This window comes from Scytonema sp. NUACC21 (genome assembly GCF_054684315.1).
The window spans coordinates 101232-126755 of sequence record NZ_BAAFZH010000087.1 but is presented as its reverse complement, the minus strand read 5'-3'; the positions used below and the strand labels follow the sequence as shown (position 1 = coordinate 126755).

The window sequence follows — 25524 nt, the reverse complement described above, 5'->3', positions numbered from 1 at the left end:
TCCTCGCACTCTCACGCTTATTGATTGTAGGCAACACGACTCAAATTCACTACGTGATTTAAGAAGTATTTAGCTTTTTTTTGATATGCCGATCCACTTTTACTGGGGTGAGGATGATTTTGCTATAGAAAAGGAGGTTGCGCTCCTGCGCGATCGCATCCTAGACCCCCTATGGACAAGTTTTAACTACACCGTACTACCTCCAGATACAGCAGATGCCCCAACCCAGGCGTTAAACCTGGTGATGACACCACCCTTTGGTGCTGGTGGGCGCTTGGTGTGGCTTACAAATACTACCATTTGCCAGCAGTGCCCGGACACAGTGTTCGCCGAATTGGAACGAACTTTGTCGGTGATTCCTGAAAATTCCTTTTTGTTGCTGACAAGCAGCAACAAGCCTGATGAACGCCTCAAATCAACCAAACTTCTCAAAAAGATTGCTTCTATTCGCGAATTTTCTCTTACGCCACCTTGGAAGACAGAAGCACTGATACAGTCTGCCAATCAAGCTGCTCAAACCTTAGGTGTCAAGTTAACATCTAAGGCTGTGGAGATGCTAGTAGAGGCTGTAGGTAATGATACACGCCTTCTCTACAACGAATTGGAGAAGCTAGGGCTTTACACACAAGACAGCCATAAACCATTAGATACAGACGTTATAGCCCAATTAGTTAGAAATACGACCCAAAATAGCCTAAAATTGGCGGAGGCAATTAGAACAGGAGATACAGTTCGTGCTTTGGTAACTTTGACTGACTTAATCAATGCTTGTGAGCCTCCTTTGCGGATCGTTGTTACACTCATCGGTCAATTTCGCACTTGGTTGTGGGTTAAGCTGGTGGTTGAAAGTGGGGAGCGCAATCCACAAGCGATCGCCAAAGCTGCAGAAATAGCAAACTTTAATCGCGTTTACTATTTACAGAAAGATGTCAAATCTATTTCCGTGCAGCAACTCGTTGCCTGTTTGCCTATACTGCTTGACTTAGAAGTGAGTCTTAAACAGGGAACTTCTGAAACATCAGTATTACAAACTAAAGTTATAGAACTTTGTCAAGTATGCCGGGGAAACTGACAATCAAAATAAATGCTGAACTGCTGAGTGCTGTTCTGTGGAACTTCTCACGCCTAAAATAATTCACAGTAAATAAGATATCCCGATTGTAGTTGTTTCACATAAAGCCGATGAAGAAAATTCCCCATCGTTTCCTCCGACTTAATCTAATTCGGATGCTTTCCCAATCTTTGTTTGTGGGCGTTATTGCTACTGTTAGTTTAGTTTCTACTGCTTCGATCTTCAACTCAAGAGCCTATGCTCAAAATCCACCCCCAGTCAGTTCTAATGAACTAACAAGTTATGCAAAAACAATGCTAACCATGGAACCTCTGCGTCAACAGGCTTTTGATGAAATTAAAAAATTAGTTGGTAGCAAAGATGTTCCTAAAATTGTTTGCAACGAGCCTAGCAGTTTCAACGGTTTGCCAAGTAAAGCTAAAGATATCGCAGTTAATTACTGTCAGCGCTATCAAAAAGTGGCTGAAGAAAATGACCTTACTATTGATAGATTCAACAAAATTACTGTAGAAGTTCAAAAGAATGAGGATTTAAAACGACAGATATATAATACATTACTCCGCTTGCAAAAGAACCAGTAATTAAGGAACGTATTCTATAGAAGTTAAAAAGCTAATGAGCAATAGCAATTAAGCCGAATTTAAGCCTTTGCCTGTCACCATACTTTTTGAAGTTAAAAGTAAAAAGTCAAAAGTCAAAAGAAATATTTTTTGACTTGGGAACTTTGACTTTTGACTTGGTATGAAGAAAAGATATCCCGTGTTTGTAGTTGACCTCTTGTACAATTACCCAATGACTAAAGTCGTGGAACCACCAAGACATCATTCGCCCGAATCGCCCATAGGGTAAAAATTATGAACATGGACGTATGAAATATGTAGACCCTGACTTTGGTCTGAAGGTGTAAGATGATTTTTACAAGGTGTCTAAGTTTACAGAATATAGGATTGCAGTTTTAGGGGGTAGTACCCTTAAGGGTACTGTTTGAAATAGAAAATAGCTAACTGAAGGATGGAGCTAAATTTCATCAATCAATTGCAATCGCTGTAACATTCTCATTAAAAGGGAACAAGGAACAGGGAACAGAGAATCACCAAACTTAAGGTAGGGGCATTTACCCTCGCAACGCAGTTTTATTTTCATCCATAAATAAATTCAGGAGCTTTACACCGTTTGGTGGAGCATGGAGGATTTTTTGTATCAATTTTACTATCTCTCATTCTGCCTTCTGCCCTCTATCCTCTGTCTTTCTTCGGTAATTCTAACCATCAAGAAAAGCTTGTCGCTTTGCATGAATATTTTTCATATGCTTTTTGACTGTATTCACAGTGATATAAAGCTTAGCACTTATCTCTTTATAGCTAAATTTAGCTCGATAAAGGTACCATATCTCTGCTTCTCGTGGTGTTAAGTCGTATTTTTTCACTTCTGTCATTGCAATATTCTTAAGGGATTCATATCTATTTTCAATGGTGACTAAGAAGCAAGAATCATTGAATTTCTCTAAAGTTAACCATCTTACACGTATGCGAAAAACAGTTGTCGGATCTACGACTATCTCATTAGATAAGATTGTAGGTTGACTTGGAGAAAGATTTCTACTTTCTACTAAGGATTTGCAAAGGCTCCAGATAGCAGGTGGTACAGCATCAGAGTTAGAACTATCTTGGTTTAATTGAGCCAGGATATGATGAGCAGATGTATTGCCATGAATAAGTTCGCCTGTTTTCGTCAAAATCAAGATACCATCTTGTAAGCTTTCAATAACTTCCTGCAAAAAAGAAGTTGTTTGCACATCGTAATATTGAGCATTATTTGTTGGTTGAGGATGAACTGCTTGCGCTGTGGATATCTTTGCTATCGTTATCATATGAGGTAACTCTTTCTTTCACAACACTGGTGATTTAGTAGTTTCGTTTAGATTGAGATATGCACCCTGGTTGCTGACATAGTTGTTTGTTGTAGAGTCAGCACAAGAGAAAGGAAAAGGCGTGTATTATTAATTACACGGTAAATGGCAAGCCCAAGTTTTCAAAAATTTTTATAGCCTTGTTATTAAAGACAATCTTGAATACAACTCTTACATTATCTATTTCGGATGTAACTTATAAGAGTTATCGCGAACGTTTTTATACGTATATGCGTAAAGCTCTACTGTAGAAATGTTATGTACAACTTCTCTACACGATCGCAATTCACGGTGGTAAGTCGAGCAACCAAATTAAATGTAAGGAGCTTGTCGTCACAAACCTAGTAATTCATAGGAAACCAGGTTTCTATATTTTACGTTTTTATATTGACCTAGTTACAAGTTGTCATATTACGAGAAGGGCAACAGATACTGTAAAGTCTAAATAAGTGTCAGCGAAATCAGCTTATGCACAATAATGTTGAGATACAAGAAAATTAAAATTAAAGAAAAGCTTATAAAACGGACAAGAGTCACCGTGTAACAAAAAACTAGGATATTTTGGAATTTGGAAGCTCTTAAGCTGTCAATGCGACTCCTGTAATCTTTCCTCTACTTCATCTTTCTTATCAAGGAGCGGTAACTTGACCGTAAATGTAGCACCTTGTCCTTCACCTGGGCTTTCAACTTTGATGGTACCACCATGTAGTTCTACTAAATGACTGACAATTGCTAGTCCCAGTCCCAGTCCACCGTGGGATCTTGTTGTAGAACTATCAGCTTGACGAAAACGGTCAAAGACGTGTGGGAGAAAATTAGGGTTAATACCAATACCCGTGTCACTAACTTCTATTTGGACATATGAGAAGTCAGGAGAAGTTGCAGATGACAACCGGACTTCGACGCTTCCACTATATGGTGTAAATTTAATGGCGTTGGAAAGCAGATTCCAAATAATTTGTTGCAAGCGATCGCCATCAGCGATAATTAAGAATTGGGAATTGGAGATTTCTTCTTCATCGGCTATACCCCAATTCAAAATATGAAACTTCAAATCAATTTCTTTTGCCTCAGCAGCTAGACGAACTGTTTCTATCGCTGAATCAATAATAGAAACTATATTGCAAGTCCGGACATTAAGACGTAATTTGCCTCTAATCATTCGCGAGATATCTAATAAATCTTCTACAAGCTGCGTTTGTGCTTTAGCATTGCGCTCAATAGTCTCTAGTGCCTTTGCGACTTTGGTTTCTTCTAGATTGGGACGAGAACGTAATAACTGTACCCAACCAAGGATTGCATTGAGAGGCGATCGCAATTCATGGGATAAAATTGCTAAAAACTCATCTTTCATGCGATTTGCTTCTCTCAGTTGTTCAGTTTGCTGCTGCAAAGAAGCAATCAATTTAGCACGTTCCATGGCGATAGCAATTTGGTCGCAAACGGCTTGCATCATCCCCATTTCATTTTGGGTAAATTTCACCCGAGTGCGACTGCCAAAAGCAAGAGTGCCCAAAAGTTTACCTTGCGCTATGAGTGGATAAGTGTAATAAGCTGTGATGCCAATAGAGCGAATAAATTCTGTTTTTTTGTCGGTTAATTCCCCCACATTTTCCAAAGCCATTGCATGACGTTGCTGTGATACTGTACCACTAACCCCTTGACCAAATTCCAGCCACTCAATTTCTTTTGCCTGTTCTTCCGAAATCCCAATGTAAGATGCTAGCTGTAGAATCCTTTTATCTTCATGAACTAAATAGTTAAAGTAAACGTTCAAAGGAATTTGTTCTGAAAGTTTTCTAAACAAACTATCAATAAGTGCAACTGGCTGCTGACTTGAGAGTAAATTGCTAGCTGTACCGAATAACAACTGCAGCCTCTTATAACCCAGTGAAAGGGCTTTCTCTGCTTTTTTAAGGCTAGTAATATCCTGAAATACTAAAACACAGGTAGCCGGATACCCATGCATGGCAGGTAAAGTATCGGCAAATATGAGTAGCGATCGAATACCAGCTGGTGTATGCCAATCTAGTTCAAATCCTTCAATACGTTCGCCTTGAGCTACTCTTACCCCCGGAGAGAGATGTGCTGGAATAGGATTTCCTGCTGTATCGGTGGCATAGTAATAGGTATTGTAATCTGCTAATGATTCTGCTTTAGGAAATTTTCCTCCTGCAACTTGGTCAGCAGCTTTATTGGCAAAAGTTACTTTTGCAGTTCCCCGTTCAATCAACACCATCGGTGTTGGCATAAGGTTAAGCAAATCTTCCAGCCATTTTTGCTGGTTGCGGAGAGTTTCTTCTACCTGTTTGCGTTCTGTAATATCATTAGTGAAAGCTAGAATTTGTTCGATTTCGTCATTTTTATCTAGCAACGGTAAATATTTAATTTCTGTTGTGAATTGCCCGTAATTAGGTAAGGTTATTGTAACTTCTGTCGTTTGTAATGTTCGCGTTTCTTGTGCCTTAATTAAAGTTGCAAGGTAAGGTTCTGTCACTTCAGAAGGAAAAATTTCCTCATCAGTACGTCCGAGAAGTTCCTCTTTTGGTCTTTGTATCCGCTGCAATGCTGCTACATTAACAAACTGTAACTGTCGTTGGGCATTATAGATAGCAAAGACATCAGGGATATTGTCAAGTGCCAATCGGAACCGCTCTTCGCTACGACGTAGTTCTTGCTCTGCCTGTTTGCGTTGCTTGTCCAAACGTTCTAACGCTGCAGAGCTTTCCCATACTAAGACGCAAAAACTGACAATCAAGATAATGACAAGCAGTGATACCGCGAATTCTGGTTCATAAAAGCCTGCTATGAGTCCCCGTACAATTAACCATCCCAATACTAAAGGGATTGCGATCGCTGCCAACAATAACCGACGTGCCAGCCAACCACCGTAGGTACCGCTTGTTATTAACTGCATCAACCCTTCATTAGGATGAGCCCACAAAATACCCGTACACAGTGCTGTGAAGGTAAATGCAGTGTATAGCCCCATTCCCCCATTCTGAAGAGAAAAGCTGTAGAAGACACTAACTCCGTATGCATAACCGACAATCGCTTGTAAGGCTATCAAGGCAGCAATGAGGGCAAAGGCTTGGGCATACCAATAGCTGCGACGAGTTTTAGGCTGGCTTGCAAGTTCCAAAGACCTAGCAAGAACTAAAAAGTTAAGTGCTGTATTGATTCCCATATCTTTCCAATGGGGTATCTTGACAACACGCAGAAAATCAAGCTGCGGCAGTTCGTTAATACTAAAATCCCATCGGAATATGTATTGACTGAGAGTCAGCAAAGCAATTACCAAAACAGTGGATGCACAGATCCTGGCAATAAGATACCGGGACGCGAAAACAATTTCCCTCACCCCGTCACTCTTTGGGTTCGCAGTTCCCTCAATTTTGGAAATCAGAGCAACTGACTGCTCACCAGATCTCCCCTTCTGTGCGTTTTCCTTTTTGCCTCCTATTGAAGAAAGCCATAGGGATATGCCAGACAAAATGAAGCACAATGCTGCATTTGCCTCTATTGTTTCCGTACTTAAATAGAAGAAGGTTGTGAAAAACTCTAGGTTCAACCACCAACCAACTAATACAAAAAACCCAACAACAGTCGCGACTCCACTCGCAGTTTGTACAACCACTGAATGTGAAGAGGTTTGATGTGAGCTTTGTTGGCGCAAGCGAGTTACTCTTAACATTTAGTGCTTTACTACCGTATTGCTCTAACACGGTAGGCTTAGTATTCTTTAGGAATACAATGTTCCTCTATTTTATAACTTTATGCTAACGGGCTACCTTCGTTGAAATCTATCTTTTTACTGATTTTTTATTTTTATAAAGAATTCTTCTGGTTCAAGTAAAAATTGATATTACTTATAGATCATGCTCATGATAATATCTTGAGAAACTTTTATGATACGATAAAGATTTCAATCTTAATATATAAGAAAGAATAATATTATATATAATATACCTAAATCATTTAGCTAGATCGGTCAGTTGCCCCACGTCCTACCCGTAGGGAGGCGTGGGATGAATGACCGGGCAATCAGGTCGCGTCTTTTGACCAATTTTCCCCGTCGGGGAAAGAGGGAGTGGGGACAGTGACGGGATGCAATTTCTGTATTGGGGAGTCGGTCCACCCAGTCTTCAACTATTTGGGTGACTGTTTTCTCCTTGCTTGCAGCGTATAATCGCAACTTGTTTAACCTTCGCAATTAACTTGTATACTCACGAAACTGGGAACCCTCCCCCGTCCAATCCTCAAGCCCAAGCATGGGTACAATGGCGGGCAGATAAAATCACGGCATTTATGGTGCAGCTCAATCAAGCTGTGAAAGCCAGAAAACCCAATGCTATTTTCTCTGTTTCTCCGAATTACTACGACTTTGCTTACAAATTTCAACTACAAGACTGGTTGAATTGGGTACGGCTAGGTATTGTAGACGAGATTATAGTACAGGTTTACCGTAATGATTTGCAAAGTTTTAACAGTAAAATTACTCGTTCAGAAATTATCGAAACCCAACAATTAATACCTACTGCTATAGGTGTTATGACAGGGTTGAGAAATCGACCAGTTTCCATGCAGCAAATTCAGTCGCAAGTAAGAGCTGCTCAAGAACGGGGTTTAGGTGTAGCATTTTTCTACTACGAAAGCCTTTGGGATTATGCACCAGAACCTGTGGCTCAGAGACAAGCGGGATTTCAAGAACTTTTTTCCAATCCGGCTTTGCGCGATATCTCTCAAAACACACCACGCAAGCCCAGTTTTGATACTCTATCAGTTCCTTTGCATACAAGGGGTTCAGTTGGGCAACGCGATCGCGGTTATTTTCTAGAAGTGGCAGTGGCAGGTGGTCAACCAAGACGTGTTTTACTAGATACAGGTTCTGCAGGTTTGAGAGTTCCTAGGGAGTTTTTAGGAAATGCTCCCATCAACAAAACGGGTCAAATGGTTAGGGAAGTCTTAACTGATGGTACTATCTTAGAGGGAGAGTTAGTTTACACCAATGTGCAAATTGGTCTGATTTCAACAGAGGAACCCGTTCCCGTACAGGTGGTGACCAGTCGCCAGTGCATTTCCCAAAAACCTAATTGCTCTGGCAGAAGTGGTACATCGTTCTCTGGTATTATCGGAGTCAATTATTCTGAACGGGCGCTACCTTATAATCCATTAAGAAAACTGCCAGGAAATCTGAGCAATGGATTTATTGTAACTCGTCGTAGTGGTAATAGCAACAACGGCAGCCTCATTCTCGGCTTGACAGCAAAGAATCGAGAAGGTTTTAAGATGGCTTCCTTGAACCAACAACCTGTCATTAATGGTATACCAGGTAACAGATGGGACGATAGATTGAAGGGCGTTTGTTTAACTATCTCTGGGAGTGGAATGAAAAATAACTGTAACGTCAGAATGGTTGCCGATACTGGAGCAAACAGTGGATTGACTGAATTTAAGTCTGCCTCCCTAACAGGTAAACTTAAATCAGGAAGGTTACGCCCAGAAAATACTGTGAAGGTGGCTATTCCTGGCATTTTTAGCTATAGCCTTGTGCCGGGGAACCGTAACGGTTTCGATCTGTGGAACATTAATGTCTCTCCACAGCTAGACCAACCTGTGGTTGTCAATAGTGGTATTGCCTTTTTCGACAAGTATGATGTTCTCTTTGACCCAGTAAATGGACAGCTGGGTTTTCGCAGTCGTAGCTAAGTTTGCAGAATAAACGAGGAGCGTGCTGGTGGGCGCGTATAACTGTTCCATCTACGTAGTGAACCTCCCAATCTAATTTTCCTTCTTGGTCTGCGATCGCGTATCGTGCCGGAGGCAATCGCACAGCAACTGTTCTAGAATTTGGTTCGGTGATTCCCGCTTTTTGCCATCCGGTGGTCTTTATTTGGCTTCCTTGTTCTAGGCTTTTGGGAGGTTGGTAATAATTTTAACCTGACCCACGGTTCTGTACCTGTCGTCTCCTCGGTTTATCAATACATCTTGAGATCGCCTATTTCTTAGGATATAACGAGGCAAGAAAACACGCCCTAGCGCCACCTTTTCCTGCATCCGCGTCACGAAGCGTGTGCGGAGTGGCTCAATATGATTGAACAATATGTTCTCCAGTCCTAATTGTCTAAAATTTTCTGGCTAATTGCTTCTGCACGCATTTAGTAATAACGAACATTGAGGACAAATATTTTAGATTTACGTAAAGATTAGCACACTACTGCAACACTTTAGGACACACTATTGTGAGGAGATTCAGATGGACTGAAAAATGGCAACCAAAAACTCTCGTGTATCAATTACCCTGTCACCAGAACTATTTGAGCAATTAGAACAATTTTGTACTGAACGCCAAATTACAAATAGTGAAGCCATAAAAATAATTTTAGGCGAATATTTTGGTGCATTGCCCAGTACGTCTGTTAGTGAAGCGAATACTACAGACTTGGAAGCACGATTAAAAAGTCTAGAGGAGAAGTTGAATGCTGTAGATGAGCTAGCACAGAGATTATCTGCACTAGAAGGTTCTCTTTCAGAAATTCAGGAACGAAATAGTGCGCCTCCCAATGTAGCATATACCAGTGACTTACCAGTAGACCAGAATGGCAGCATCCCAGAAATACAACCAGAAACAAGCAAACAACCCGATAATGACACTATACCACAGATGCGATCGCAGACTCTCAATAAGTTAGCTGAAAGATTGGGAGTTGCGAAAACAACGGTTTCACGTAATAAAAACCGAGAGGATTTTCGGGAGTGGAGCCGGGTACGCGATCCGGAGGGAATAGCTTGGCAATTTCATCCAGAGGAGTTGCTGTTTTATTCGGTTCAGGAATAACGTTTTTTGTTCGAGTTTCACCTAAAACAAAGTGTAGGGGGTAGGGTAGGAGGTAGGATAATCAATTGTCACCTAATTCCTATCTACCTCTGTTCACAGCTACTTATCTTTGGGGAATTCTGCGCTGAGCGACACATTCCCTTAGTCGTTCTTCCCAGTTAAGAACGGCTTTAAGTTTTTCTCTGGCTTCTGGTAAAACTCTCAATTGCACGGAGACTTTATCATATACCTGTAAAACATTTCCGCATATCTACTAGACATAAATAAAAATTATACATAATTAAATACTGTTTTTGTGTAATTTTAGGTACAATTTGTTACTTAAAAGATAGGATTGTATCTGATTTTCAAAGCAGATTGGTTTTCTAAAATCCTTTCATGGCAGTATTTTTTCCTTTTGTATTACCTGAAAAGTACCGAGACATATACTGAAAATTTCAAGAAATAGTAGCTGAACTGCTCTCGGATCTGCTATCACTAGGTAGCTAAAATTATACCTTTATGAAACGACGAAAATATAACCAGCAACCTCACCAGGGGGTACCGTTATCTTTCTACCGTAGTGATGCTCCTTTTAAAACGCTCCTTCTTTTATATCGTCATGACTGGCGCAAGCTGGTATTGGCAATGGTGTACTATGTTATAAAATACAGCCCAGACTGGATTAGACCAGTTGTTATAGCTAACATTATTGATATTATTTCTCGTCCGCAACAGCATTCCTTGGGTCAACTTTGGATAAATGGAGCGATTTTAGCTATCTCTCTTGTACAGAACATTCCAATGCAGTATCTGTACATCATGACCTTAAGTGCAGTAACCCGCCAAATGGAAACAAGGTTGCGTGACGCTTTGACACGGCAGTTGCAACAGCTTTCTATTGGGTTTTACAAACAACGGAGTACGGGAGCACTGCAAGCTAAGCTTTTGAGGGATGTAGAAGAAATTCAGATTCTCGCCAATCATATTTTTCAGTTTGTGCCCTCAGCGATATTGACTATTCTTGTTGCTATTTCAGTGACTGCGACTCGAGCCCCTTGGTTTTTGCTCTTTTTTGTTGCCACAGTTCCGGCGGCAGTGATTTTAGCGGAGGTGTTGAAAGCACCAATTCGAGATTGCAATCATGCTTTCCGCCGACAAAAAGAGGTGATGTCCTCTCACTTAATAGAGATGATTAAGCTTGTGCCAGTGACACGAGCACATGGAGTTGAAGAGACAGAAATTCTACGGACTCAAGAGCGTCTTGACTCTGTGAAAAAGGCGGCAATGCGTCTGGATGGTATCAATGCCTTTACTGGTGCTTGCAGTTGGGTTACTATCCGCCTCTTTAATACATTGTGTCTGTTAACTGCTGCTTATTTGGCTTATACTGGAAAGATGAATATCACAAATGGTGATGTGATATTACTAACGGGTTATTTTGATACCCTAGCCAATTCTGTCTTACAGATACTTGCCGTGTTGCCACAAATTGGTACGGGTTTTGAGTCTTTGCGATCGGTAGGTGAGATTCTAGAGTGCCCCGATTTAGAAAAGAATCAGGATAAATATTCCGTGCAGCAAGTGAGGGGGGACTTTTCTTTTGATGCGGTGAGTTTTGCCTACCCCAATCACGAGCGTTCAGCAATTGATAATATCTGCTTCAAAGTTAATGCTGGAGAGACTATTGCTATTGTCGGACCTTCAGGAGGTGGCAAGTCTACCCTACTCAATCTTGTGATTGGTTTTCTTCGACCTACAAAAGGACGGATCTATCTTGATGGTCAAGACATGGACACCTTAGATTTGAGAACCTATCGGCAGTTTGTTTCGGTGGTTCCCCAAGAAACAATTCTTTTTGAAGGCACGGTACGGGAAAATATTCTTTATGGTTCCGTTGGGGTGAGCGAAGAGCAATTACACCAGGCTATCGTTGATGCTAATGCTCATGAATTTATCGTCAAATTGCCCCAGAGGCTTGATACTCTTATTGGTGAAAACGGAACAAAACTTTCAGGTGGTCAGCGTCAGCGCCTTGCGATCGCCCGTGCCTTAGTCCGCAATCCCAAAGTACTAATACTAGATGAAGCTACAGCCTCCGTGGATACTGCATCGGAAGCTTTAATTCAGGAGGCACTTGAACACCTGATGAAAAATCGTACAACTTTTGTGGTTGCCCACCGCCTCTCCACAATCCGTAATGCTGACCGAATTATTGTCTTGGATGGAGGGCGAATTGCTGAAATTGGCAGGCATGATGAGTTACTGCAACACAATAATGGATTGTATGCACGCTTGAACGCATTGCAAACCTGATTGCTGTTGACTCATAAGTAGGTGGGGAGAATTCAATATAACTGTCTTGAGAGCCATTTGTCCTTTGTCCTTTGTCCTTTGTATGCCAATTAACCAATGATTAATGACAAAGGACGGTCCTCACCCCTTTAACTCTACTCGTACCGACTTATTGACAGTCTCCACAATTTCTTTATTTTTTCCCCCTATTTTAAGAAATGTGTTCGATGAAAGCAGGGTATAAATCATGCAGGCTTATTTCTCATTTGAGGCAGCACTTCAATTATTTGTCATAGTAGATTTAGCATCAATCATCTTTATTATGCTAGCTTCTACACTGGGTTTAGCAATAGTCGAAACAATCGAAGCTGATAAATAATTTCTGGCAATGCTTAATTTAATAATATAAATAAAAGATATAGCTGCCCTCTCTAATTTGTGAATGATACACAGATGTGGCAAGAGATAGCCCACAACCTAAGGATGGTTGAAACACTCAACCATGCTGAGTGCTTCAACCTTGTAGGCTTTTTTATGGCAACTATGGCAACTACTGTAATCTGATGTCAGAAGCCCTTTAGCGTTGACTATGGTTAGAGGGAGCACCAGCACTTGTTTTAATAGTGTCTGGGTACAGTTCGCCCCAATCTTTTACCGCTTCTGCTGATTCAGTTGCAATTTTTTGAAGTCTTTCACCAGGAGCATCTTCTGTTTCACGAGCTTCCTTATTCCACTCCCCTGTGGTTTTTGGTCTTTGGGAATCGCCTTGATGTACCGCTTGGTCAATCTTCTTGGTTAGGACTTGGCTACGATCCTGGACATTAGCGTTTGTTGTCAGCACAATCAACCCAACTAGAACAACAGCTAAAAAACGTTTTACCTGAAGCTCTTTAAGCAGGGAACTGATGTGAGAGATTGCTCTAGAAAACAGATTTGTCATGACTTAACTCCATGAGTTCATTCTCAATACTTTTCACACTTTCGGCACATATGCAGGCTTGTTGCAGGTACGGGCTGGCAGGTAGAATGGAGTAGCTAAACCAACCTATTTTCAAGCCTATTTGCTGTCCCGAACACTTCTTAACATTAGCAAAGAACAAGCAAATAATTCCTCTAGCAGAAGTCATAGCTTGGTTATAGACCAAAAAGTTCCACAAACTGTTGCGATCTAGTTGGGACGAAACATCTCACCTACAATCTCTATCGCGATGTCCTCATACTAAGCTTGCTGCGTCTTCTATTGTTTTTACTAGTAGCACACAAGCGAGGGGATTCGCGATCGCATATCTTGCAATACCATATTTTTGAGAAAATTATAGGCTGAAAAGCTTATTATTCCGTAGGGTGGGCACTGCCCACCACTCCTTATTAAGCAGGAGCAAGATGTCAACGATCGCACTTATGAAGGAGGTCGAGCAAGGCAAAATCAGTTAGAAGCAGGTAGAACCATATAGTTCCAGTTTACATAGTCAAATCAAGTGTCTCAAGCAACAAAACCAAATTTCTCACAAGCAATTGACAGGGCTAGCTCAACGCTTTCAAAAACAGTTAGCTAAGGATGAGTTGCATTTGGTTGACATTGCCCAATTTTGTAAACCATTGGTTGACAAACTATCTACATCCCTGAAACTCCTGATAAGGATGAGTTGCATTTGGTTGACATTGCCCAATTTTGTAAACCATTGGTTGACAACCTGTCTACATCCCTGAAACTCCTAATGAGGATGAGTTGCATTTGGTTGACATTGCCCAATTTTGTAAACCATTGGTTGACAAACTATCTACACCACTCAGGTTACTGATGAGGATGAGTGTTGTCACAAATAACCTTTAACTGAAGAATATTGAAACATCGATAGGACAACAAAAAGCCCGATCGGTGTTAACCCATAAGACCTAGTCGTGTTATTTTCACTTCTGCCCACCCACCTACTTGTGTTTGAGTCAAGTCTTCTGTCCTTACTCCGCGTCTTGGACCCCCACGATGGCTCTCCTGAGGGGGATCTTGACTCGATCCTGCTAAGGTGCAAAGTGGGGTTAGAGCCATTACCACTGTGAGTATGGTTGTGAAGTAAAATTTCATATGTTGATTCAAAATACTCTGGAGCAACAGAGAAAGGAGCGCCCTAGATTTGTCGTCCGTGGTGCGTAGTCCCTGCTAATTTATTTCTTCAGCTATTTGGCTCTCAATCGGGGAATTATTTCATTAACCAGTTATTTATTGCAACTGAAGGGGGACAGACGGTACCCACTTCTGGCCTTGATGCTTTGGGATTAAGATTCATCTATTTATAGCAGTCCGTGCAGGAGTGACAAACACTGATAAATTTCCTTGCACGTAAATAATTATCAAGCAACCCCTGTGTTGTCAAAGTTACCAGGGTTTTTGCGATCGCCTTCGCTCCTTTAAGTTTAATAAACACCTAGAATAAGAGTCTCTTGTTAATACTGTGTATGACTGTTACCAAATTTATTTAATTGATGAAGCTTCAAAATAAGTATAGAAATGTTTTTGATAAATCAAGAAACTGGCTGTATTGGTTGGTAGCAAACTTACCTGTATCCGCAATTGCGTTGATAGTTTTGCGAGATTCAGATACAACGAGCATAATTTTGACAAAGTCATCCCACGGAGTATACGAGAATTAACTTAAATCACAAATCAATGGGTTTCGTAAAAAAAATCTTTTTCAAAACTTTATCTTATACTAATTTTGCTCGTCCCGTGTTTAGCAAGCGCGGGCAATGGTTAACTCAACAACACACCAATCCGACAAAGCCTATGACTTCTTGCTGCCAATGCACCACCCTTGAGAGGTTTTCCAGATTTACTTTTTAGCAAACAGCAACTATCTGATGAAACAGTTGTCTGTCGTACTTCTAATGAGCAAGCAAGGATTATTGACGCTGTTGTTAAATTTGTCTTTACTGGAGTATTGCGAGCAGATTGAATCACACTGGCTAGATGCGATCGCATTCGAGAATCTGAGATTACATTAGGTTTATAAGTGATGACTACCGATGCTGCATCACGATTAACACGGAAACTGCTTAGCTGCTTATCTGCTGTAAGTAAATCCTCAAGTTGTTGTGCGTATTTAGAATCTCGGACAATCAAAGGCACGTTAAATCTTACTCGTCCTGGAATTGCATGAACAACGCTATAGGCTACTTTTTTATAATGTAATAAATTTTTCTTCGTCCTGCTTTTTTGGTGAGCGTTTGCTTTACGCTTAACACCTACAGTCATTAAGAAGATTGCAATTACTGCCGAGCCTTTGATTCCAACTATCCTTGCAAGTAGTAACCCTAGGGTGATGGCAATCAAACTCAGACCTTGCTTTTTCCAAAAACCCACTGATTTTCTGGCAGCAAAGGTATCAATCTGATTCACTTCGAGCATTGAATCACTTTGCGTCCAATTAGAAATTGACTCAGGAGGTGGTTCTAACTGAGTGCTTAAATTTTCCCTCCTACTGACACTTGTTATCATTCACAAGAAGGTTAAATTAAGGTTAATAATAAGTTCAATATAGTTGAATTTACAGATTTCAGTATCTTTCTTTAGATTGAAAGGGCTTTCAGGGATGTGCCTACCACAAGAACTATATTCAGTACATCTGCAAATAGCGATAATTAGAGTCATATGACACATAATTTATTTCAATTCCTAAGAAAAATTCAGTGAAATTTAAAATCAAGTTGTTTGCGCGATCGCTGAAATAAATCTATTTAAATTCTGAATAGAATTTCAAACAATTTCAACATTCTTTGCCGGATTATAAGTAGGTTTTCCTACCCACATACTTATTTAAGTCGATTCTTTGGAAACCATCTGTCGGACAGGGAGTTGAATTTTCATCTCAGTTCCTTTACCAAGGGTGGAAAAACACTCTAATTTGCCACCATGTTTTTCAGTGATGATTTGATAGCTAATTGCCAAACCCATGCCCGTGCCTTTGCCCACGGGTTTGGTTGTAAAAAAGGGATCGAAGATGCGGTTTTTTATTTGTTCTGGCATTCCCAATCCATTATCAGCGATCGCAATTTCCACCCACTGCAAATTTATGGAGGTGCGGATGGTAATCTGGCGGGGAGTTTCCTCTACTTCTTGATTGCTGCGCTTGACATAGACCTCATCCAAGGCATCGATGGCATTTGTCAGAAGATTCATGAAAACTTGATTGAGTTGTCCGGGGTAACATTCGACTCGAGGCAAGTTGCCATAGTGGCGAATCACTTCAATAGGTGGACAGTCTGATTTGTGTTTTAGGCGGTTTTGCAGAATTAATAACGTACTTTCAAGCCCTTCATGAATATCTACTGCTTTGAACTCTGCTTCATCCATGCGGGAAAAATTCCGTAGGGATAGCACGATGTTACGAATTCTGTCAGTGCCTACTTTCATAGAAACCAGCATCTTCTGTAAGTCTCCTATGAGGAATTCCAGATCGATTTCATCTGCTAGCGCTTGAATTTCCGGATCGCTATCGGAATGGCGTTGCTGGTAGAGATAGAGCATCTGCAGCAAATCTTGAATGTAGTCATTTAAATGGCTAATATTGCCGTGAATAAAGTTCACTGGATTGTTGATTTCATGGGCAATACCAGCCACCAGTTGACCCAAGCTAGACATTTTTTCACTTTGAATCATTTGTGCCTGGGTGCGCTGCAATTCACTCAAAGTGGTTTTCAGTTCGGCAGTACGTTCTTCCACTCGGTCTTCTAACTCTAGCTTACTGTTTTCCAACGCATTAAAGGATTCATGCAATTGCCCTGCCATATGATTAAAAGAGTGGGCAAGGGTGTTAAGTTCCTGAATGTTACTAACATCTACTCTCTGGTCTAAGTTACCAGATGCCATTGCCTGACTTGCCTGGTTCATTCGCAGTATAGGATGTGCAATCCAGCGAGAAGTAAGATACCCCATGAAACTAGCTACAGTCAATGCAGCCAAACAAAGCAAAATTGTAGTTTGGGTATTAGCGTTGACTCTTGCCATAAAAACCTGTTCCGGCAAGCTAATCACAACGAGCCAATCAAGCCCATATTTGTCACGCCAAGGGGTAATGTATATAAAATGCGCTTCTCCTTGCCAATCTAATCGAAGTTTTTTCGGTTTGGTAATCGACTCGAACCCTTTAAAGGTTTGTTGGATCTGTTGAGTAACTCCCCGAACCATAGGATCGGGGCTGTCAATCGCCTTGATGCGCTGAATTTGATGATTAATGACGGCAAAAGGTTGCTTTTTGCTGGAATTAGCAATCAGCATACCATTGCGCTCTAAGATGAAAACTTGTCCAGAACGGCTGACTTCCAAACGCCGTAAAAAATCGCTAAGCTTCGATAGATGAAGATCTGCGCTCACCATCCCCAGCAATCGGTTTTGCCTGTTATAAATGGGGCGACCTGCTGAGGCACTGATATATGGATAATGGGGATAATTTATGGTTAAAAACCGCGACCAAACCGGTTTGCCTGCTTTTATTGGGTCGGTGTACCAAGGTTTGTTAAAGTTGACCCAATCAAAAATACCAATGACACGGGTACGATTGCCCTTCTCATCTGTAGCATAGCTGTACCAATTTTTCGCAGGTTTGGAATTCCAATCATCAATCGTAACTGTTTTACCATCATAACGGGCTGCACCTACTCCCTCCCCCGTTGTCAGCCCAATACCGATGTAAGTTAGGTCATACGCCTGCATCTGTTTCCAGAAATACTTACCCACGGTTTGCCTGTCGCCCACATCCAGCAATCCCATCTGAATCGCGTCGGCATTCATCTGGCTCACTTTATGGGGAATGGATAGATAAGAATTCAGATGTTGTTCTACCATACTACTGGTTCGATTCATCAGCTGGTCTACCAAGTCGTTGACCGCTTTCTGTCCGTTCCTAAATGATAAGTAGCCTACTAAACTCACTGCTGCAAAAATCTGCAAGACAAACGGAACAATGAGAACAAGTTGTAGTGGCAAAGCTTTGACTTTGCTGGAGCGACGCCTTTTCATCAGTTGGTTCAACTGTTAGACTATTGCTTAGTATGCCCATAAATGATGTGCAACTAATATTTAACATTTCTGGGGAACAGGGAACGGGGAGGAATGACAACTATTAAGTAGGTAGGCAGAAATAAAAGGACTTTAAAAATGCTATACCCCCTACAAATGACAAGTGACAAATGACAAAGAACGACTAACACCCGTTCACTCTATTTGTACCGACCTACTTGTATTGAGCGATCCCCAGCACGGATTAAAAATAAGTAAAAAACTTTGCTTAAATTTTAAAAATCCCCTGTAAGTATGCTAAGCTTTGGTCATTCTACTCCTGCACGTTTTTGCTACGACAAATTTACTCGGCTTTTTTTAAGTTACCGGAAAACTTGCCATACAGGGTGTTGCTAATGTAAGGCAAGCATCATCATTGGAGAGAAAATTATGAAATGCTCACTAGGAGCCCTACTGATTGTCCTGGGTGCGATCGCCTTGGCTCCTTCTGCCTATGCTAATCAAGAGAATACTTCGACCACCACAACTGACCGGGGTCAAGCTTCTCTTCTGCTAACTAAACCAGCCTCGATAAAAAATCAAGCAGGTAGTACTATCTACCGAATTAACAATCGAAGACCAGCTCCTGTCTCTATTGGGGTGAAACGCGAGCAGCAATGTAAAAATATTAACCCTCTGGACTTTTTCAAAGATCCTGCTGCTAACCTGAAGTTATGTTCTAAGCCACAACAGCCGCAGAACCTAGAGTCTAAACCTACTGAGCCAGCCAACTATTATAAAGTTCCCCCCCTTGAATCTGGTATTCGTGTACCATTATCTAATTTTTAACGTTGAGTACACAAGCCCAGCCTCTGTCTTCAACATGGTAGAACCAAGGCTGGGTATTTTACTTTTATATATTTTTCAAGCACTGACAGGCAGTAGCGATAAGCTGGGGGAGGCGGCGCTGTCATGCGATCGCGCCGTCCATGCGGCGAAGCGAACCTTGAAAACAAGAAAGCCACCACGCCATCTAATGGATAACGCGTGCTACTCATCCAACATCAATCAGGCGTGCTAGTTTTCTAGATAAAAATGAGTGTCAAAACTATGTATGATGCTTTCATAATTGTGCTTATGATAGTCTCCAGGGTGGACGTTACTTAATTGGTCTTAAGCTAATCTAGGAAGTTAAGTATCATGAGTTACTACGTATAGAGGAACGTTTTGTGATAGTTGTTCATCATCTCAACAACTCACGCTCGCAACGCGTGCTATGGCTGCTTGAGGAATTAGATATCGAGTACGAAATTAAGTACTACGAACGCGATGAAAAAACCATGCTAGCACCCGAGTCATTGCGCCACGTCCATCCGCTCGGTAAATCACCAGTGATTACAGATGGAGACCTGACTCTTGCCGAATCGGGTGCTATTATCGAATACTTGGTGGAGCGCTACGGCAATGGTCAGCTAGTCCCACCCCCCAATACAACAGAGCGTCTGCGCTATACGTATTGGCTGCATTATGCTGAAGGCTCTGCAATGCCGCCCTTGCTCCTCAATCTCATTCTTAACCGTTTTGGACTGGGCGATAGTCAGGCTATGAGCGCATTCGTCGCACCGCAGATTAAGCTTCATTCCGATTATATAGAAGGCGAACTTCGTAAGAGCACGTGGTTTGTTGGTTCCTACCTAACTGCCGCCGATATCCAAATGAGCTTTCCTCTCGAATTGCTTGCCATGCTCCCTCAAGAAGTCCTTAGCCGACCCTCAATTGGGGAATTTCTTGAGCGCATCCATACGCGAAAAGCTTACTTGCGTGCGCTCGATCGTGGAGGTAAATATGACTTTGCCAACAGTATTCCATAATTTTTATACAACGGTAACGGAATTGTTCCTTGGGAAGGGTCAAGGCGAGAAAACTGAAAAGCAGCAGCACTGCCTCAAGTGAGAGAAAATAACACGGCAACTGGTTTAAATTTTTCACTGACCACGTTTGAAGAGGCAGTGCGCTCCGATCATGACATATGCATTTCAATCGCACGGACTATTAACACACCAATCAAATTGCAGTGTTTGTATTAGTTAGGGGAGCACCAAGGAGACACGTACTCACTTCTCGCTTGTTCCATTAATTGTTGGATTTGTTCTTCATTACACTTATAGTTTAAGAAGAGCATTTGTTGAGCTTGGCATCGAGCTGCATCCTCCGACTTACCAAAAGTGGTTAGTTCTTCCTCAAGGTTTCCCGTAATGCTTTCAACGGGAACTATGCAGCAATAAAGCGGTTCGTCCCGTCTTGGTTGTTGTACCATGACCGAATAATTCGTAATTCTTAATTAAATTATTTCTCAATTATATTCTCAATTATAATAGTCCCAACTTTTATGGCGCTAGCATGTTGTTTACCCTAGCCTTGCTGGTGATTGATGGTTGGCTCCTAGTGTTACGCGATCGCGCTCCCAACAGCTGAATCATCTCAGTCTTTTAGAAAAGCAATTTGACAGCAGCAAGCGAAACGCAAGTCAGTGACGCTCTTAATATTTGAACCCACGAATTGGTACCCAAAATCACTCTTTCTTTCAGCAAATAGTTATTGTCATTTGTACTGGAAAGATACTTGAAAATGGTACGACAAATAACACGACTTTCCTTATTGTGCTATCCCCACACGTTGAAAGTAATTCACATCAAGAAAACGAGAGTACAGTTCTACAATGCCTTCGGGTGACATACGAGTTTTTTGGTATGCTTCTTGGTTGGACAAAACCATCTGCCAAGTATTAAGGTATTGTAGCCCAAGACTTTTAATATCAAAATCTTTCCAGTGAGCTAACGCCACACTCATCCGTTCAAAGAAAGGCATATATGCAGTATCCACAAGACTCATGGTTTTTCCCATGAAATACGGACCACCAGTAGAGCCGATGGCACTGTCAAGAAATCGTAGCTCGTCCTCTAACTGAGTACGCAGTTGGTCATCTTTAACAATTGAATCTTGTTGAGCAGTACGCTTGTGGGAAAGATAACTGTAGGAAAGCTTCACAAATTTCAAGTCACAGCGGTTCATGAGAATTCTGATACGCGATCGCCCTGCGGGATCGTTTGGCATTAAGCTCATCTTATCGCCGCCCAACACTTCGCACAAGTACTCATTGACTACCAGGGATTCGTAAACTACCGTCTCGCCATGCTTAATAACTGGCACAGTACCGTTGGGATTCATGGCAAGAAACCAGTCGGTTTTATTGTCCTTACCTAGCTCAATCTCCAGATAGTTAAAATCCACTCCTAGAACGAGCAGTGTCAGCCAACTGCGTTGTGCATAGGGACAGTTCCGGTTTGCGTAAAAAAGTATTGAGGTTGTATTATTCATAACTCAATCAGTTGGCATTTTACCCACATTTCTAGGGTAAACCAGGGTGCAATCTTTGTTGTTTTTTTCATGCAAATTGTTGGTAGCAGTGGTGGGATAAAATTCACCCCGATAATGTTGTTTTATTTTTAACATAATGGCTGTTGAATTTTTAAGGGTTGGAGGGCGATCGCACTCACTGGAACGTACTTGACACAAGCGAATCGCATTCACAAGCAACATTGTACATATTGCGGTACGAGTATGGGCTCAACAATCTTGGGCAAGGGTGAATAGTTCAAAGATACTATGGAATGTGGGTTAAAATAGTCAGTAAAATTGAGAGAAAAATGATTAAGCCTAAAAATTTAGTATATCGCGGATACCCAATAAAAAAAGTAGGTCACGGTAAAAGATCCGTATTTAAGACCGTTATTAATGAAAAAGAGTGGTCTGCTATCACACCAATCAGAAGTAAAAGCAGCGATTGATGTTTGGATTGATGAAGGAGTGGAGCCTCAACAGGATAATTAAGGTACTGATACTTTTAACTTCATTACGCGCAGCCGATGAATTGACACTCCCCGCTCTAAAGAGACGGGGATTCTTGGTTCGTTGACTCACCATTAAACAGCAGGCTTTCACCAACTGCCCAAGAGGGCAAATCACGCCTGCGCGTAAGTTCCCGTGTGCCCCACGGTACTGAGTCCTAATCTGAGAATGTTGATGCTGGCGTTCACGTCTCTGTCTTCTACATACCCACAATGAGTACAAACATGGGTTCTGGTAGACAGAGACTTTTGAACTTTCTTGCCACAATTAGAACAGTTCAAAACGTTCGCGAATACCAGGTTTGATAATGTCTTTTAAATAGATAACACCATAAATTTCATTATCTAAAGTTACTGCTAAAGGCGTACCACCTAATTGCGAAATTCTTTCGTATGTCGCATCAAGTTCAGGTGTATCATTTCCATTTTGGAAACGCACCATTCCTTTAATAGCTAATACTGCGCCTTTACGGGCTTCGCTACCATCAGGTAAGTTTGTACCGCTGATACGAGTTTCTGAGGAAAACTCGACCGCTTCAGAGCTGAAAATGTCAAAATTAATACTAGCTCCTAATCCTTCTGCAAGTCGGATAATAGATTTCCCTTCTGGTGTATCATCAAATACACTTGCTGCCAAAGCCACATGGGCTAGTTCGTCGATAGAGTGACCGTTAATGGGAATAAACTCTTCTGCCAAACGATTACCTAAAGTAATCGTACCTGTTTTATCCAGGACTAGAGTATTAACATCACCGCAAGCCTCTACTGCTCTTCCTGAAGTTGCTATGACGTTAAACTGGGCAGTTCGATCCATGCCCGCAATACTAATCGCACTGAGTAATCCTCCGATTGTCGTGGGAATCAATGCAACTAATAGTGCAACTAAAATAGCAACATTAATGGGATTTCCAAGATATCCCGCGATCGCGGGAATAGTCATTACCACCAACAAAAAGACCAACGTCAGAACTGCGAGTAACACGGTCAGAGCAATTTCATTAGGTGTTTTCGTTCTTTGGGTTCCTTCCATCAAGGCAATTATCCGATCGAGAAACCCCTTACCTGGGTCTGCTGTAATCCGAATAATCAGTTCATCAGAAAGAACCCGCGTACCGCCAGTGACAGAACTAGATACATCTGAGCCAGTTTCTTTTAAGACGGGCGCAGATTCCCCGGTAATTGCCGATTCATCCACCGAGGCGACCCCCATAATCACTTCCCCATCAGCAGGGATCGTATCACCCGCAACCACATACACAGTATCACCAATTCTCAAGCTGTTAGACGGGACTTCATCAATGGCTCCATCAGCTGCAAGTTTTTTGGCGACTGTTTCTGACTTGGTCGAGCGTAAAGCATCAGCTTGCGCTTTACGCCTTTCCTCCGCCACCGCTTCAGCAAAGTTAGCAAATAAAACGGTTAAGAACAAAATCCCTGTCACCAATCCGTTGAACAGTCGCAAGTTATCTCCTGGAACTGAACCAAATAGGTAGGGGTCGATGGTGACTAGTAAAGTAATGAGGGTTCCCACCCAAACCACAAAGATAACGGGATTTTTGATTGTATATTTGGGATTTAGCTTGACAAAGGCATCTCTAATAGCTAATTGGTAAATTCTTTTTGTGGGAACCCTTGATTTTTTGTGTGCTTGACGACGATCGCCCCTACGAGAATATGGGAACCTGGGATTTGTAGAATCCATCATTGTAAGTATTAATGGTTAGTGGTTAGTGGTTAGTTGTTAGTGGTTAGTTGTTAGTGGTTTTTGACTACAAACTACTATCTACTAACTACTAACCAAATTATTTAAGGTTAAAAGCTTCGGCAATTGGGCCTAAAGCTAAAACAGGGAAAAATGTGAGTATGGCTAACGTCAAAACGACCCCTGCTGCCACTGTTATAAATAACGTTGTATCTGTTCTGAGAGTCCCTACAGTTTCGGGTATTGCTTGTTTGCGTGCCATACTATCTGCTAAAAGCAAAATAGCAATAATTGGTATATAACGTCCTACTAACAGCACCAAACAAGTACTTAAGTTCCACCATAAAGTACTATCGCCCAGCCCTTCCAAGCCAGAACCATTGTTGGCGCTAGCTGAAGCATACTCATAAACAACCCGTGAGATGTTGTGAAATTCTGGCGTACCCGTGTATCCAGGGGGTGGAACTTGAAATGCCAGGGTTGTAGGAAATGCCAAGGCGATGGCACTGGGGATCAACACTGCGATTGGGTGAATAAGGAGGACTATGCTACTAAGGATTATTTCTCGCTTTTCAATTTTGCGCCCTAAAAATTCTGGTGTCCGTCCCACCAGCAGCCCAGTCAGGAACACTGCAAGAATCAGGAAAATGAATAAGTAAGCTGTTCCGGTTCCTTGCCCGCCCCAAACAATTTGTAAGAACATATTTAATAGTGTAGAAAAGATTCCCGTGGGCATAAGGGAATCAAGCATTCCGTTCACAGAACCACACATGGTTCCGGTAGTCGTGATTGCCCAAAGCGCTGTTTGTGCCCAACCAAACCTAAGTTCCTTACCTTCTAGATTAGGCTGTTGCTCCAACCCCAATGCAGTGTTGACAACGGGATTACCCTGATACTCACCTATTGCTACTAGGCTAACCAAAACAACATAAATGACAAACACCATCCAGAATAGCCGCAAAGCTTGTTTGGTATTTTTGGCAAACAAGCCGTAAGTGTAAATTAACGCAGCTGGAACACTCATCATGGCGATGAGTTCTATTAGGTTAGAAACGCTGTTGGGATTTTCAAATGGGTGTGCTGAGTTTATGCCAAAAAAACCACCGCCATTCTCTCCCAACTGCTTAATCATTTCAAAGGAAGCAACGGGTCCAATAGCTAAGTATTGTGTACCTCCTTCCAAAGTTGTTAATGCCAGAGGTCCCTTTAATGTTTGCGGTACACCCAAGGCTAGGAGTGCGATCGCTCCTACTATAGAGATTGGCAGCAATATGCGCGTAATGGAACGGGTTATATCGATGTAAAAATTTCCTAACGGTTTACCTGTTAATCCTCGGATAAAAGCAATCCCCACTGCTAATCCGGTAGCTGCTGAGGTAAACATCAAAAAACCCAAAGCTGCTGTTTGGCTAAAATAGCTTAAGGTTGTCTCGCCTGCATAATGTTGTTGGTCAGTATTTGTCAGAAAGGAAATTGTAGTGTGTAATACAATATCCCACTGAGGAGCCCCTAACCCCGTAGGATTCCAGGGTAAGAATCTCTGAAGGGAAAGGAGAATATAAACTACAATACCCATAATTATGTTACTGTACAGCACTGCTTTGGCGTACTGCCAGCCTGTCATACTATCTTGTTTGGCAATCCCTGCTAACAGGTATATGATTTGCTCTATGGGGTTCATGACCCGGTCAAGTAGTGTTTTTTCTCCCATAAAGACACGTGCTATGTATTTACCGAATAGCGGCGCGAGCGCTATTAAGATACAAAGTGTCACTCCTATTTGAACAAAACCTTGTCCCATGAATTTAGCCGCAATTATAAGTAAGTCA

Annotated in this window: 18 protein-coding genes and 4 pseudogenes; 9 read left to right on the top strand and 13 right to left on the bottom strand. The window is 41.6% G+C overall.

What is annotated here, in order from left to right; translation table 11 throughout:
• Positions 1-85: 85 nt before the first annotated feature.
• Together holA and ACYRY3_RS22250 are read left to right on the top strand one after the other, a co-directional pair.
• Positions 86-1072, top strand: a complete 987-nt coding sequence (gene holA / locus ACYRY3_RS22255) for a DNA polymerase III subunit delta (protein ID WP_460203809.1) — start codon at positions 86-88, stop codon at positions 1070-1072.
• A 110-nt stretch (positions 1073-1182) separates the two neighbouring features.
• A complete protein-coding gene (locus ACYRY3_RS22250) occupies positions 1183-1653 on the top strand; it encodes a DUF4168 domain-containing protein (protein WP_460203808.1) in 471 nt (156 codons plus the stop codon).
• A 680-nt stretch (positions 1654-2333) separates the two neighbouring features.
• Here the strand turns inward: ACYRY3_RS22250 and ACYRY3_RS22245 are convergent.
• The 3 genes and pseudogenes from ACYRY3_RS22245 to ACYRY3_RS22235 form a co-directional block, all read right to left on the bottom strand.
• Complete coding sequence (locus tag ACYRY3_RS22245) at positions 2334-2942, bottom strand: helix-turn-helix transcriptional regulator (RefSeq protein WP_460203807.1); 609 nt, start codon at positions 2940-2942, stop codon at positions 2334-2336.
• 625 nt (positions 2943-3567) lie between these two features.
• Complete coding sequence (locus ACYRY3_RS22240) at positions 3568-6675, bottom strand: sensor histidine kinase (RefSeq protein WP_460203806.1); 3108 nt, start codon at positions 6673-6675, stop codon at positions 3568-3570.
• Positions 6676-6988: 313 nt separating this feature from the next.
• Positions 6989-7194: pseudogene (locus ACYRY3_RS22235) on the bottom strand (hypothetical protein).
• Here ACYRY3_RS22235 and ACYRY3_RS22230 point away from each other — a divergent pair.
• The 4 genes and pseudogenes from ACYRY3_RS22230 to ACYRY3_RS22215 form a co-directional block, all read left to right on the top strand.
• Positions 7188-8690, top strand: a pseudogene (locus tag ACYRY3_RS22230) (family 10 glycosylhydrolase); the annotation flags it as partial. The pseudogenes ACYRY3_RS22235 and ACYRY3_RS22230 overlap by 7 nt on opposite strands.
• Positions 8691-9249: 559 nt before the next feature.
• Positions 9250-9819, top strand: coding sequence for a ribbon-helix-helix domain-containing protein (locus ACYRY3_RS22225; RefSeq protein ID WP_460203805.1), 570 nt, complete (start codon positions 9250-9252; stop codon positions 9817-9819).
• Positions 9820-10320: 501 nt separating this feature from the next.
• On the top strand, positions 10321-12114 hold the full coding sequence (locus ACYRY3_RS22220; RefSeq protein ID WP_460203804.1) for an ABC transporter ATP-binding protein: 1794 nt from the start codon (positions 10321-10323) through the stop codon (positions 12112-12114).
• A gap of 226 nt (positions 12115-12340) precedes the next feature.
• Positions 12341-12472, top strand: a complete 132-nt coding sequence (locus ACYRY3_RS22215) for a hypothetical protein (RefSeq protein ID WP_460203803.1) — start codon at positions 12341-12343, stop codon at positions 12470-12472.
• Between the two features lie 198 nt (positions 12473-12670).
• On the opposite strand, the gene ACYRY3_RS22210 is transcribed toward ACYRY3_RS22215, so the two are convergent.
• The 4 genes from ACYRY3_RS22210 to ACYRY3_RS22195 all read right to left on the bottom strand — a co-directional run bounded on the left by ACYRY3_RS22210 (position 12671) and on the right by ACYRY3_RS22195 (position 18106).
• Positions 12671-13033, bottom strand: a complete 363-nt coding sequence (locus tag ACYRY3_RS22210) for a hypothetical protein (RefSeq protein WP_460203802.1) — start codon at positions 13031-13033, stop codon at positions 12671-12673.
• On the bottom strand, positions 13014-13220 hold the full coding sequence (locus ACYRY3_RS22205) for a hypothetical protein (protein WP_460203800.1): 207 nt from the start codon (positions 13218-13220) through the stop codon (positions 13014-13016). Before ACYRY3_RS22205 ends, ACYRY3_RS22210 begins: the two co-directional genes overlap by 20 nt.
• A 1622-nt stretch (positions 13221-14842) precedes the next feature.
• Entirely contained in the window at positions 14843-15586 is a 744-nt protein-coding gene (locus ACYRY3_RS22200; RefSeq protein ID WP_460203799.1) for an HMA2 domain-containing protein, read from the bottom strand.
• Between the two features lie 318 nt (positions 15587-15904).
• Positions 15905-18106, bottom strand: a complete 2202-nt coding sequence (locus ACYRY3_RS22195) for an ATP-binding protein (RefSeq protein ID WP_460203798.1) — start codon at positions 18104-18106, stop codon at positions 15905-15907.
• 429 nt (positions 18107-18535) lie between these two features.
• Here ACYRY3_RS22195 and ACYRY3_RS22190 point away from each other — a divergent pair, with 429 nt between their 5' ends.
• The 3 genes from ACYRY3_RS22190 to ACYRY3_RS22180 all read left to right on the top strand — a co-directional run bounded on the left by ACYRY3_RS22190 (position 18536) and on the right by ACYRY3_RS22180 (position 19956).
• Positions 18536-18934 carry a hypothetical protein gene (locus ACYRY3_RS22190; protein ID WP_460203797.1) on the top strand — a complete coding sequence of 133 codons (399 nt, stop codon included), beginning with the start codon at positions 18536-18538 and terminating at the stop codon, positions 18932-18934.
• Positions 18935-18968: 34 nt separating this feature from the next.
• On the top strand, positions 18969-19166 hold the full coding sequence (locus ACYRY3_RS22185; protein ID WP_460203796.1) for a hypothetical protein: 198 nt from the start codon (positions 18969-18971) through the stop codon (positions 19164-19166).
• Positions 19167-19356: 190 nt separating this feature from the next.
• Positions 19357-19956 carry a glutathione S-transferase family protein gene (locus ACYRY3_RS22180; protein WP_460203795.1) on the top strand — a complete coding sequence of 200 codons (600 nt, stop codon included), beginning with the start codon at positions 19357-19359 and terminating at the stop codon, positions 19954-19956.
• 212 nt (positions 19957-20168) lie between these two features.
• Here the strand turns inward: ACYRY3_RS22180 and ACYRY3_RS22175 are convergent, their stop codons facing one another.
• The 6 genes and pseudogenes from ACYRY3_RS22175 to kdpA all read right to left on the bottom strand — a co-directional run bounded on the left by ACYRY3_RS22175 (position 20169) and on the right by kdpA (position 25496).
• Positions 20169-20402, bottom strand: a complete 234-nt coding sequence (locus ACYRY3_RS22175; protein ID WP_155746901.1) for a hypothetical protein — start codon at positions 20400-20402, stop codon at positions 20169-20171.
• A gap of 338 nt (positions 20403-20740) precedes the next feature.
• Complete coding sequence (locus ACYRY3_RS22170; protein ID WP_460203794.1) at positions 20741-21463, bottom strand: glutathione S-transferase family protein; 723 nt, start codon at positions 21461-21463, stop codon at positions 20741-20743.
• Positions 21464-21466: 3 nt separating this feature from the next.
• Positions 21467-21685, bottom strand: coding sequence for a hypothetical protein (locus ACYRY3_RS22165; RefSeq protein ID WP_460203793.1), 219 nt, complete (start codon positions 21683-21685; stop codon positions 21467-21469).
• A 346-nt stretch (positions 21686-22031) separates the two neighbouring features.
• Positions 22032-22272 (bottom strand): annotated as a pseudogene (locus tag ACYRY3_RS22160) (zinc ribbon domain-containing protein); the annotation flags it as partial.
• A pseudogene (gene kdpB, locus ACYRY3_RS22155) lies at positions 22271-23695 on the bottom strand (potassium-transporting ATPase subunit KdpB); the annotation flags it as partial. The pseudogenes kdpB and ACYRY3_RS22160, both read right to left, overlap by 2 nt.
• A 100-nt stretch (positions 23696-23795) precedes the next feature.
• On the bottom strand, positions 23796-25496 hold the full coding sequence (gene kdpA, locus ACYRY3_RS22150) for a potassium-transporting ATPase subunit KdpA (RefSeq protein ID WP_460203792.1): 1701 nt from the start codon (positions 25494-25496) through the stop codon (positions 23796-23798).
• Positions 25497-25524 lie beyond the last annotated feature (28 nt).